Origin of the sequence: Streptomyces sp. NPDC102279 (assembly GCF_044766365.1) — a bacterium.
Lineage (GTDB): Bacteria > Actinomycetota > Actinomycetes > Streptomycetales > Streptomycetaceae > Streptomyces.
Window position 1 is genome coordinate 208,218 of sequence record NZ_JBIWLU010000004.1, and the last position, 11,970, is coordinate 220,187.

General features: G+C 71.8%; 10 protein-coding genes. 4 read left to right on the top strand and 6 right to left on the bottom strand.

From position 1 onward, the window contains the following. Positions 1-701 precede the first annotated feature (701 nt). Positions 702-1,655, top strand: a complete 954-nt coding sequence (locus ACIRQH_RS10785; RefSeq protein WP_388871742.1) for an Ig-like domain-containing protein — start codon at positions 702-704, stop codon at positions 1,653-1,655. 34 nt (positions 1,656-1,689) lie between these two features. On the opposite strand, the gene ACIRQH_RS10790 is transcribed toward ACIRQH_RS10785, so the two are convergent. Both ACIRQH_RS10790 and ACIRQH_RS10795 read right to left on the bottom strand, forming a co-directional pair. After that, entirely contained in the window at positions 1,690-2,571 is an 882-nt protein-coding gene (locus tag ACIRQH_RS10790) for a diacylglycerol kinase family protein (protein ID WP_388871739.1), read from the bottom strand. 68 nt (positions 2,572-2,639) lie between these two features. After that, positions 2,640-4,229 carry an FAD-binding oxidoreductase gene (locus tag ACIRQH_RS10795; RefSeq protein ID WP_404225247.1) on the bottom strand — a complete coding sequence of 530 codons (1,590 nt, stop codon included), beginning with the start codon at positions 4,227-4,229 and terminating at the stop codon, positions 2,640-2,642. Positions 4,230-4,313: 84 nt separating this feature from the next. On the opposite strand from ACIRQH_RS10795, the gene ACIRQH_RS10800 reads away from it, so the two are divergent. Together ACIRQH_RS10800 and ACIRQH_RS10805 are read left to right on the top strand one after the other, a co-directional pair. Next, positions 4,314-4,922, top strand: coding sequence for a TetR/AcrR family transcriptional regulator (locus ACIRQH_RS10800; protein ID WP_355875424.1), 609 nt, complete (start codon positions 4,314-4,316; stop codon positions 4,920-4,922). Then, entirely contained in the window at positions 4,919-6,514 is a 1,596-nt protein-coding gene (locus ACIRQH_RS10805; protein ID WP_404225249.1) for a glycerol-3-phosphate dehydrogenase/oxidase, read from the top strand. Before ACIRQH_RS10800 ends, ACIRQH_RS10805 begins: the two co-directional genes overlap by 4 nt. 56 nt (positions 6,515-6,570) lie before the next feature. Here ACIRQH_RS10805 and ACIRQH_RS10810 read toward each other — a convergent pair whose 3' ends face one another. After that, entirely contained in the window at positions 6,571-6,756 is a 186-nt protein-coding gene (locus ACIRQH_RS10810; RefSeq protein WP_388933265.1) for a hypothetical protein, read from the bottom strand. Continuing rightward, the gene (locus ACIRQH_RS10815) at positions 6,757-6,993 is read right to left on the bottom strand and encodes a hypothetical protein (RefSeq protein WP_388933268.1); all 237 of its coding nucleotides are present in this window, start codon (positions 6,991-6,993) and stop codon (positions 6,757-6,759) included. It abuts the gene before it with no gap. A 452-nt stretch (positions 6,994-7,445) separates the two neighbouring features. Between ACIRQH_RS10815 and ACIRQH_RS10820 the strand changes: the two genes are divergently transcribed. Further along, positions 7,446-8,183 (top strand): YoaK family protein, encoded by a 738-nt coding sequence (locus ACIRQH_RS10820; protein WP_388871725.1) that lies wholly within the window; start codon positions 7,446-7,448, stop codon positions 8,181-8,183. Between the two features lie 84 nt (positions 8,184-8,267). On the opposite strand, the gene ACIRQH_RS10825 is transcribed toward ACIRQH_RS10820, so the two are convergent. After that, a complete protein-coding gene (locus tag ACIRQH_RS10825; protein ID WP_388871722.1) occupies positions 8,268-9,662 on the bottom strand; it encodes a PhoX family protein in 1,395 nt (464 codons plus the stop codon). A 231-nt stretch (positions 9,663-9,893) separates the two neighbouring features. Further along, positions 9,894-11,786, bottom strand: coding sequence for an arabinofuranosidase catalytic domain-containing protein (locus ACIRQH_RS10830; protein WP_388933270.1), 1,893 nt, complete (start codon positions 11,784-11,786; stop codon positions 9,894-9,896). Between the last annotated feature and the right edge of the window lie 184 nt (positions 11,787-11,970).

Genomic DNA, 11,970 nt, shown 5'->3' on the forward strand with positions numbered 1-11,970 from the left:
AACGTGGCCGTACTGCGCGCCAGCGTCCGGTCGAACCGATACCGCAACCGGCCAGGTAACGGCACCGGCCGCCGCCCTTCCCGCTCCACTCCCACCCCCACATCGCGCCGGAACGCGGCCCGTCCCGACCGCTCCCCGGCCCGCGGGCAAAGGATGCCGGCGGGCCGCATCTGCACAGTGCGGTCTTCGCGGGCGGGACACGCTGGAATCCGGAACCGATTCATTCTTTCGGGCAGCCGCGCGGCAACCGCGGGCCCATGTTCCGGACCCCGGACAGCGCGTCGTTCGACCTGGGCGGCCCCGCCCGCCGGGCGCGGATGAAGGCCGTTGCGTCCCTGTCATGGTTATCCCGACGGCACAGGTGCCGTCGCCTGGGCCCTGGTCCGGCCCGCCTGGTCTCGGCGTCGCACGTCAGGGCGTGCCGCGCATTGCCAACGACCTCGTGAGCGAGTGACTGTCCGGCTCCCGGCCGAACCCCGACCACCGCAGTTCACCCCTCCTGCCGAGGGCGCCCGCACGAGGACGCGTACCACTCCCTGTCGATGCGGCCGGAGGTGTCCGGCCCGACCGCGCGTGGCCGGTTTTGAATCACGCTTTACATGCGGACTGCAACCGTGGGCAGGCGAACAGGGTCCAAGAGAGCAGTGAGGCAAGCACGACCACGAGCCGGGGTAGAAGTGAAGCGACGCAGCGGAATAACGATGGCACTCGTCACGGTGGCGGTGCTTGCGGGCACCAGCGCCTGTGGCGGTGGGTCCCCGAAGGCGAGTTCCGACGACGGCAAGGGTGCGACCGGGAAACCATCGGTGAGCGCGAAGCCGTCGCCGTCGAAGCCCGCGGGCCCACCGATGCTGCTGGACACGATCACGCCGCAGTCCGGCACCACCGTCGGCGTCGCCATGCCGATCTCGGTGATCTTCACGAACCCGGTGGCCCAGAAGGCCCGGGCCGGCATCGAGAAGCACATGAAGGTGACCGCGTCCCAGCCGACGGAGGGCGCCTGGCACTGGTTCGGGGACCGGCGCGCCGACTGGCGGCCCAAGACGTACTGGGCCTCCGGGACGAAGATCAAGATCGATGCCGAACTGAAGAACGTGCCCAACGGGAACGGCCGCTACGGCACCCGGTCCTACGTGCACGACTTCACGGTCGGCGACGACGTCCGCGCGGACGTCTCCGCCACCGGTCACACCATGAAGGTCACCAAGAACGGGCAGGCCGTGCGGACCCTGTCGATCAACGCGGGAAGCCCCCAGTACCCCACGTGGAACGGCACGATGGCGGTGATCGACAAGCAGGAGAAGGTCCACATGACCTCGTGCAGTGTCGGCATCAGCTGCACGAAGGGCAGTCCCGACTACTACGACCTGACCCTCCCCTGGGACGTCCACCTCACCCAGTCCGGCACGTACGTCCACTACTCCACCGGCGACCCGAACCCGGGCAGCGGCAGCGCCCGCGGCTCGCACGGCTGCGTCCACCTCTCGATCTCGGACGCCAAGTGGTTCTACGGCCAGGTCAAGCAGGGCGACCCGATCACCGTCACGGGCTCCCCGCGGGCGAAGGCCCCGGCGGACAACGGCTACGCCTCCTTCAACCTCAGCTGGGACCAGTGGCTGGCGGGCAGCGCGACCGGAGCCGTCACCGCCGGATGACGCCAGCCTGACCGGCTCCGTGCCGCTGAGCCGGTCAGAACAGCATGGCCAGATCGCCGGGCAGTACCCGGGCGGTGACGGGGAGGACGGCTTCGACCTCCCCGTCGGCGCCGTAGGGCACCGGCCGGTCGGCCTCGATACGGATCTCCCGGCCCCGCAGGATCACCACTTCGGGCCGGTCGACGTGGGCGCCGGTCTTCAGCTCGTTCATCAAGGTGAAGAACAGGCGCCGCGGCGCCTCCCGGATCATGACGACGTCCAGCAGGCCGTCGTCGACCCGCGCGGCCGGGGCGATGACGCGACCAGAGCCGTAGTACGCGGAGTTCGCCGCGACGACGGTGTAGCCACGGTGCGGGTGCTCCACCCCGTCGACGGTGACCCGGTACGACGCGGGGCGCCACGCCGTCACCGCGCGCAGGCCGCCGGCGTAGTACGAGGCCGCGCCGCGCAGCAACCGGGCCTGATTGGCGTGCCGGTTGGCGAGCGCGTCGACGCCCGCGTACACGCTGCCCAGGACCACCGTGCGGGCATGCACCGCAGACTCCACCTCGATGGTGTCCACGCGTCGCGGCTCGTTGTCGAGCAGCACACGGGCCAGCTCGGCCGCGCCGGTGGGCAGTTGGAGCGCCCGCGCGAAATCGTTGCCGCGCCCCGCAGGCACCAGTCCGAGGACGGTGTCCGTCCCGCTGAGCGCGCCTCCTATGCCCCCGGCGATCCCGTCGCCGCCGACGGCGAGCACGATCCGGCCCCGCTCACCGGCGGCGCGCGCGAGATCCTGGGCGTGGGACAGGCTGCGGCTGTACTCGGTGTCGAGCCCGGCGCCGGCCTCCCGGAGGAGGCGGGCCAGCTGGAGCAGTGCCGCCGCCCCCGTGGAGCCGCCCGCAGTGGGATTGACGACGGCGGTGAACTGTCGCATCGGTGTGCCTCCGGGCGGTGATGGGTGGGACGGAGCAGGGGAGTCGGGGAGGGACGGAGCGCTCGTTGTCAGTCCGCCGGCAGCAGGATCCCGGGGTTGCAGACGCCGTCCGGGTCCAGCCGCCGCTTGACGGCCCGCAGCGCCTCGATGCCCAGGGGCCCGGCCTCCCGGACGTACGCGTCGCGGTGGTCGGTGCCGACCCCGTGGTGGTGGCTGATCGTGCCGCCCGCGTTCAGCACCGCCTCGCTGGCGGCCTCCTTGGCCGGCGCCCAGTGCGCCACGGCGTCGTCGCCCTGGGCGGAGACCACGGTGAAGTAGAGGGAGGCGCCGTTCTCGTAGACGTGCGAGATGTGGCACATGACCAGGGGCGGGGTGCCGGCCGCCGTCAGGGTGTCGGTCAGCGCGGTGCGGACGGCCGCGTACAGCGCGGGGACGCGTGACCAGAAGGTCGCGGTCTCCAAGGTCTCGGCGAAGGCGCCGGCGTCGAGCAGGGAGTCCCGCAGGTAGGGCGCCGAGTAGCGGCCGTGGGCCCAGCGTTCGCCGGGTCCGGCGCCGAGGTAGGTGCCCCCGGCCGCGCGCAGGACCACGGCCGCCTGCTCGCGGCGGTACGCCGTGTCGGCCTCGGTCCCCTCGTACCCGGCGATCGCCGTGCACCCGGCGTCCGCCGGTGCCTCGGCCGACCCGATGGCGTCCGGCTGCGCGAGACCGACGAAGGTCTCGGTCTCGTCGGACAGCCGCAGCACCGTGGGGCGCGGTCCGTCCTGCGCGAGGCGGCGCAGGGCGGTGGCGCCCTCCTCGAAGGAGGCGAAGCGCCATCCCTCGTAGATCCCGGTCTGCGGCAGCGGCTTCACCCGCACGGTCACGGCGGTGATGACGCCGAAGGCGCCTTCCGAGCCGAGGATCAGCTGGCGCAGGTCGGGTCCGGCCGCCGAGCGGGGTGCGCGGCCCGCCTCCAGGGTGCCTTCGGGGGTGGCCACGGTCAGGCCGAGGACCATCTCGTCGAAGCGGCCGTATCCGGCTGACGCCTGACCGCTGGAGCGTGCCGCGGCGAATCCGCCGATGGTGGCCCACTCGTAGGACTGCGGGAAGTGCCCGAGGGTGAAGCCGTGTTCGGCCAGCAGCGCCTCCGCGTCGGGAGCGCGCAGGCCGGGCTGGAGCGTCGCTGTCCGGGAGACCGGGTCGATGTCGACCAGAGCGTTCATACGGCGCAGGTCGACGGCGACGAAGGCGCTCCGCTCGGGGGCGAGGCCGCCGACGACGGAGGTGCCGCCGCCGAACGGGACGGCGGCCAGGCCGTGTTCGGCGCACACGCGCAGCACGGCGAGGACCTCGTCGTGGCTGCCCGGCAGGACGACGGCCCCGGGCGCGTCCTCGGTGTCGCCCTCGCGGATCTTCAGCAGGTCCGGCGTGGACTTTCCACGGGTGTGCCGGATCCGGCTCTCCGCGTCGGTGCGCACGTGTTCCTCGCCGCCGACGGCGTCCGCCAGGGCGCGCAGCGCGCGGGCCGGCGGGGGCTCGGCGACGGAGATCTCCGCGAGTGCGAGCGTGCCGGTCTCACGCGGCTTGACGCCCAGCAGGTCCCGCAGCAGGCCGGTCACCGAGTCGGGCAGCGGCGCCGCCTTGGCGGGGTCGCCCCAGCCACTCCACAGCATGTCCATGAACGTCGTCCTCATCGGTCGTCATCGGTCGGTTCGCTACGCGCCGTCTCCCGCCCGGCCGCACCAGGCGTTACACTGTTACACATGGCGCCTATTCGTCACAACCACTCGGACCGGTCGGACAGCGACCCTGTCCTCGACGCCGTGCGCGACTGCGTGCTGGCCGTCGGGGTGCGGCGCACGACGCTGACGGACGTAGCCCGCCGCGCGGGCGTCTCACGCATGACGCTCTACCGCCGCTGGCCCGACGTGCGCTCACTGGTCGGCGATCTGATGACCCGTGAGTGGATCGACGTGGCGACCGGCGCCATGCCCGAGCCGCGGTCGGACGGGCGGACGCGCACGCTCATCGTCGACGGACTGGTGGCCGGCATCGAGGCCTTCCGTGCCCACCCGCTCTTCCGGAAGATCATCGACGTCGACCCCGAACTCCTCCTGCCCTACGTACTGGACCGGCGCGGAGCCAGTCAGGAAGCCCTGCTCGGCCTCCTCTCCGACGCCCTGAAGGAAGGGCACGCCGACGGATCGGTCCGGCGCGCCCCGGTGGAGCGACAGGCCCGCGCGGTGCTGCTCGTGGTCCAGTCCTTCACCCTGTCCCTGCGGACCATGACGGACGAGGACGACCCCGAGCTGACCAGCGCCGCCTTCCTCGACGAACTGCGCACACTTCTGGAGAGGACCCTCACGCCATGAGCCCCGCAAGCAGCCCGTCCGGCCCGGCCGTACCCGCTCCCGGATCGTCCCTCTCCGCCGCCCGCCGCCGCCGTGAGCTGTCGGAAACGGTCAACGGCGACGTGGTCGACGTCCTGGTCGTCGGACTCGGAGCCACCGGCGCCGGGGTCGCCCTCGACGCGGCGGCCCGCGGTCTCAGCGTCGTCGCCGTCGACGCCCACGACCTCGCGTTCGGCACCTCGCGCTGGAGCTCCAAGCTCATCCACGGTGGCCTGCGCTACCTGGCCTCCGCACAGTTCGACGTCGCCCACGAGAGCGCGGTCGAACGCGGCGTCCTGATGGAACGCACCGCGCCCCACCTGGTGCGCGCCCAGCCCTTCGTCCTGCCCCTCACCCCGCTGGTGTCACGTGGTCAGGCATCCCTGGCCTGGGCCGGGTTCCGGGCCGGCGACACCCTGCGGCTCGCCGCCCGCACCGCCCGGGCCACGCTGCCCGCACCGCGCCGGCTCTCCGCCGTCGAGGCCCGCCATCTGGCGCCGTCCGTCCGCCCCGCGGGCCTGCGCGGCGGACTCCTGTCCTGGGACGGCCGGGTCACCGACGACGCCCGTCTCGTCACCGCCCTCGCCCGCGGTGCGGCTGCCCACGGGGCACGCGTCCTCACCCGGGTGCGGGCCCTGGAGATCGGCGGGACAGGGGCCCGCGTGCGCGACGAACTCACCGGAGAACAGGGCGAGATCAGGGCCCGGGCCGTGATCAACGCGTCCGGCGTCTGGGCCGGCGAACTGGTCGACGGCATCCGCATCCGCCCCTCGCGCGGAACCCATCTCGTCCTGCGCGCCGACCTGTTCGGGCCGCTCCCCGCCGGTCTGCACATCCCGATCCCCGGAGAGACCAACCGCTTCGTCCTCGTCCTGCCCCAGGACGACGGCCGGGTGTACGTCGGCCTGACCGACGAACCCGTCGACGGAGACATACCGGATGTACCGCAGGTCCCCGAGTCGGACATCGGCTTCCTGCTGGACGTCCTCGGCTCCGCCCTGGACACCCCGGTCAGGCGTGACGACGTCGTCGGCGCCTTCGCGGGACTGCGCCCCCTCCTCGACACCGCTCCGACGCGGTCGGGCGAGACCGCGCGCACGTCCGACATCTCGCGCCGCCACGCCGTGCTCACCTCGGACGACGGGGTCGTCACCGTGGTCGGCGGGAAACTCACGACCTACCGGCGCATGGCGCAGGACGCCGTCGACGCCGCCGTCGAGGCCCGCGGCCTCCGCGCCGGCCCCTCGACGACCGCCTCACTGCCTCTCGTCGGCGCAGCGGCACCGCACCGCCTCGGCTCCCTGGCGGCCCCCGGCCACCTCATCCGCCGCTACGGCACCGAGGCCCCCGCCGTCCACGCGCTGGGCGCCCACGACCCCCGCCTGAACGAGCAGGTGGTACCCGGCAACCCCGTCACCCGCGCCGCGCTGCTCTGGGCCGTCCGGCACGAGGGCGCCCTGGACGAGGCGGACCTGCTGGACCGCCGTACCCGCATCGGACTGGTGCCCCAGGACCGCGAAGCCGCAAGGGCCGCGGCCCGAGAGGCACTTGAAGAGGCGACGCAGCCCGTCTGACACACGGACGAGGGCGGACCCTTCCCACGGCGTGCCGTCCACGGCCGCGCGGAAGGTCAGTCCGCCGTCACTCCCCAATAGCCGATGTGTGTCGGCTCCCCGTCCGTGTACAGCACCGTGCATCGTCCCTGCGCCCGGTCCGGGAACAGCCCTTCGTCGTCCAGAGCGGCCTCCCAGCCCTCGACGGTCGGGCGGCCGTCCGGGGCGAACGCCCGTATCTCCTCGTCGGTCAAAGGGCGCATTTACGGGCCGTCGTTGGAGCGGTCGGCCGCGTCGATCATGCTCGGCTGGTCCAGCACCGTGCCCGTACCGCCCGTGAAGATGTACTCGTGCCACTCCGGGTCGCGCCACAGTTCCTCCACCGTCAGGCCGGGGAAGCCGTGGTCGTCCTGCGCCAGTTGTTCCTCCTGGGCCCGGCGGAACGCCGCCGCGAGGTCCGGTTGGTATGGGCCTGTCCGAGTCCAGCAGTCGCCACCCATGTCGCCGTCTCTCCTCACGGTTCTCCTGCTCCGTCGACCAGGGGAAGATCAGACTAGGAGGGGGCACCGACAATGCCCCGGGCACGCGGTTCCGGCGGACGTCGCGGGGTGCCCGCCCGAGTCGGACCGGGCGGTTTCGAGGCTAGGGCCTGTCGTTTGGATCAGGTGGCGCCGCGGTGCGGTGCCTTGTCGATCGGGTCGAGTGGGGCAGGGTGCGTGCAGCTGCAAGGCGGAGGAGGGCGACGACGCGGAGCGTCGGCAACCGACGACAACGCCGCAGGTGTGCGTGCCCTGCCCCACGTCTCGCCGCATGATCCAAACGACAGGCCCTAGGTCGGGCCCGCGGCAACCGGGCTTCGGAGCGGAACGGGCGACCACCATTGGCGGCACGCCCGTCGCGTGTCGGAACCGACACCGGCCGACGGAGGGTCCGATGTGCCGAGACTGACCGCATGCGTGAAGAATCCGGACCACCGCTCTCGGCCGATCGTCGCGAACGGCAGCAGACCGTCGTGATGACCACCCTCACCGTCCTCGCGGGCGCGGTCGACGCGGTCAGCTTTCTGACCATGGGACACGTCTTCACCGCACTGGCCACGGGCAACGTGCTGTTCCTCGCCTTCGCCGTCGCGGGCGAGGGACAGGTGACGGTCGGCCGCACGGCCTCCGCGCTGGCCGCCTTCGTGCTGGGCGCGGCGGCCGGGGCCCTGGTCACCACCGGTCTCGTCGCACGGCGCAGGCACTGGTTCGCCGCCGCCCTCGCCATCGAAGGGGTGCTCCTGGCTCTCGCCGGCCTGACAGCTCTCTGGAGGCACGGTTCCGGCTCCCTCACCGACGATCCGGACTACCTGGTCATCGCCATCGTCGCCTTCGCCATGGGACTGCGCGCCGACACCGCGCTGCGCGCCGCCGTCCCCGGAATGCCGACCCAGCTGGCCCAGATGTCCCTTGTCCGCCTCATCCACGGTCTCGCCGGTGCCGTTCCCGCGACCCCGCACCGGGACACGATCCGTGTCCGGCTCCTCGCCACCGTCGTCGGCATCTTCGCGGGCGGCGTACTCGGTGCCCTGATGACGCCCTGGGGGACGGGCCACGCCCTGCTCGCCGTGGCGGCGGCCGTACTGGTCGTCGCCGTGCTCAACGTGGCGCTCGCACGACAGGGCCTGCTCGCCCCGGAACTGGTCGGCTGACCATGCGCGCGTGTGTGCCGCGGGGCTCCGCCCCACGGTCGTGCACGACCGTGGGGCGGAGCCGGTGAGGCCGCGGAACGCGGGTCAGCCGTGCCAGGGGCCCGTCACCGCGAAGGTCGTCCCGGGCGTGTAGCAGTTCACGAACATCGTCCGGCCGTCCGGGGAGAACGTGACGCCCGCGAACTCCCCCCACTCCGGCGACTCGGGAGTGCCGATGTTCTGGGCGCCGCGTGCCATGGCGTACACCTCCCCGCGCCGGGTCACCCCGAAGACGTGCTGCGCGCCGTTTCCGTCCTCGCAGACCATGAGGCCCCCGCTGGGCGCCAGGCAGATGTTGTCGGGTGACTCCCCGGGGAGCTGTACATCGGTGCCGGGACCGAAGACGATCACGAGAGTGAGGCGCCGCGCCGCCGGATCGTAGCGCCAGATCTGCCCGTAGTGGTCGGCCGCCGACCCGTCCGCGCTGTGGGCGAAGGACGAAACGAAGTACACACAGGTTCCGCCCCAGTAGCAGCCCTCCAGCTTCTGCGCGTGCGTGATGCCTCCCGGGCCGAAGTCCTGGAGCCTGACGGGCGTTTGGACGGCGAGTGGATCCGGTACGTCCACCCACTCGATGTCGCGGAAGGTGGCACCGGTCTCCTGGATCGTGGACAGGTCCGCCACGCCGGGGACACGCATCGCCTGCAGGCGGCCTCCCGCGCGCAGCGAACCGGTGCCGCCTTGGGGCCTGTTGGGCAGAAAGCGGTAGAAGAGGCCGAACGGCTTCAGGAAGGCGTCCTCGGTCTCGTACACGACGCCGCGCCTCGGGTCGACCGCGATGGCCTCGTGCTGGAAGCGGCCCATGGCGGTGAGCGGTACGGCTCCCGTGCGGTGCGGGTCGGTCGGATCGACCTCGAAGATGAATCCGTGGTCCTTGGTGTAGCCGTTCGTGCCGGCCTGGTCCTCGGTCTCCTCACAGGTCAGCCAGGTGCCCCAGGGGGTGGGCCCACCCGCGCAGTTGACGGCCGTGCCGGCGATGGCGACACGTTCCGAGAGGACCTGCCCCCGTTCGTCCAGCGCCAGGGCCGTGCAACCCCCTTTGCCCATCGGGTCGTACGTGAGGCCCTCGACGGTGGGGACCGGGATCTTCGCCGTGACACGGTTCTCGTGGTTGCGGACCAGATGGACGCGGTCCCGGCCGGCCCGGGAGCGTGCGGCGAAGGCGGCCATGCCGTCGTGGTTGCTGGGCACCAGGCCCTCTCCGGAGCGGAGTCGGTCGCCCTCGCGGGAGAGAACGCGGTAGCGGAATCCCGCCGGGAGGTCGAGGAGTCCGTCGGGGTCGGGGATCAGCGGGCCGTAGCTCTTGTGGCCGAGGGGCTGCGCGGCGGCGGTGCCCGCGAACAGTTCGGTGAGGTTCCCGGCGAAGGCGAGGGCGCCGCCCAACGCCGCTGTGCGGGCCATCACCTGACGTCGTGTCGTGGAACGGCTGTTTTCCGGCATGGTGCGACCTTCCTGTTGGCGGACAGGACTGTGACCCCGCTGTGTGTAGCACGAGGCGCAGGCCGCCGGAACCACTCCGGCCCTCCGTGTCACTCGCTTCCCAGGGACGTACGGCGAGGACAGGCGCGGCAGCGCGCGGCGGGCGGACGGGCCGAGGCCGTTTCGCGAGGGACGCGGAGCGGCCCGGCCGGACAGGGGAGATCCGGCCGGGCCGTGGTGCGCCGACGGTGGTCAGCCGAGTGCGAACTTCTGGGCGGCGGCTCCGGTGCAGTCCCAGATCTGCAGGCGGGTCCCGTTCGCCGTGGTGCCGTTGGGTGAGTCCAGGCAGCGGCCCGACTGCGGGTTGCGCAGTGATCCGTCCGTCTGTTGCTGCCAGACCTGACCGCCCGCCGCGTTGCAGTCCCACAACTCGACCTGCGTGCCGTTGGCGGTGCCGTTCCCGACTATGTCGAGGCAGCGGCCCAGCGTGTGCAGCCGGCCGTCCGAGCTGTGGAACCAGTGCTGGTCGACCGCGTACGACTGGCAGCCCCACAGCTGTACGGCCGTGCCGTTGGACCCGTTGTCGTCGCCGGCCACATCGGCGCAGGTGCCGCCCGGACCCACGGCGGGCGCGCCCGCGTTGACGGTGAACTTCTGGGCGGCGGAGCCGTTGCAGTCCCAGATCCGCAGCCGGGTGCCGTTGGCCGTCGAGCCGTCGGGCGAGTCCAGGCAGCGGCCGGACTGGGGGTTGAACAGGGAGCCGTCGGCGCGCTGCACCCACTTTTGGCCGCCCACCCCGTTACAGTCCCAGAGTTCGACCTGGGCGCCGTTGGCGGTGCCGTTCCCGACGATGTCGAGGCAGCGGCCGATGGTCACGAGGGATCCGTTGGCGAAGTGCGTCCAGTGCTGGTCCTCGGCGTACGACTGGCAGTTCCACAGGGTGACGGCGGCGCCGTTCACACCGGTGTCGTCCGCGGCGACGTCGACGCACTGGTTGCCCGGGCCGGTGATGGTTCCCTGCGGGCCGTTCGGCACGTTGGTCTGGCCGGCGTAGCCGACGGAGACGATGTTCGCCTGTACGGCGTTCTCGGCGGCGTCGGTCGGATAGCCGGAGACCATCACGCCCTCGAAGAACGTGCCCATGTTCCAGTTGCTGTTGTCGCCACCCGTGCCCAGGATGATGCCGCCCTCCTGGTGCATCGGCCGGTAGCCGCTCCGTGAGGGCAGCGCGCCGTCCCACCACGTGGTCAGACCGCCCGACTGGGAGTTGCCGCCCTTCAGGGCGTACGTCGTCTGCCCGTTGTTCTTGAGGACGGCCGTCACGTACGCGCTGCTGTTGCCCTTGTTCGCGGTGTTGGAACCGTTGTCGCCCTGGAACATGCCGTTCTCCAGGTCGGCCTCGATCCACGGTCCTGAACCGCTGCACGGGGCGAAGTAGCAGGTGGTCGCGATGGACACGGCGTCCATGTGGCCGTTGCCGGTGTCGGCCGGAGTCTCCTCCGCGTTGCCGTAGTCGAAGCAGCAGGCGGACCCCACGTGTGTGCCGCTCGCCACCATGTAGGCGCCTTCGGCCTGGCCGTTCACGGCGGTGCCGGACGCGGCGCCGTGCGAGCGGTAGCCGACGCCGGGGGAGATCCAGATGCCGTACACCTTGTGGCCGCCGGCCGTGACGGACAGCTCGCTCGCGTCGGCGCCCCGGTCTGCGCCCATACCGGCGGTGCCCGCGGGGCCGGGGAACAGGTCGTTGTGGCGGGACGTCTGGTCGTACACCTTCGAGATGCTGCACGTGGTGGAGGCACAGAAGGTGTCCTGCTGACCGGCGTTGGCGTAGCCGCCCGCCGTCAGCAGCCCGATGTCGGCGGTGGCACCGTCGGAGGCGCGGGTGACCTGGTACAGCGGGCCGTTGTACGCGGAGAACAGGGCCCGGGTCGTGCTGTGCGCCGCGACGCAGGGAGTGCCCGCCCCGGCGTAGATGTCGCAGGGCTGGGATCCCGCGGCCTGGGCGACGCCGGGGAGACCGACGATCACGGTGACCAGAAGACCGATGGCGGCGGCGACGGACATCAGGGCCCGGCGCAGTCGAGACGTCGACGGGGACGCCGACCAGGGGAAGAGACGCGAGAGGGCAGATCTTTTTCTGCGCATATGTGCTCCCAGGTGGAGGATGGAGCTACAACTCGCCCTCGGGGCAGTCGAGTTCGGCTGCCTGACGACTGGGTCGGAAGTTACGCGCGCTGGTCGATTGCGTCAATATTTGTTGCTTTTCTTTTTGGTCGACCTTTTCTCGGTGTCTGAACCTGTGGCTTTACGGGGGCGGTCGGCCCGTCGA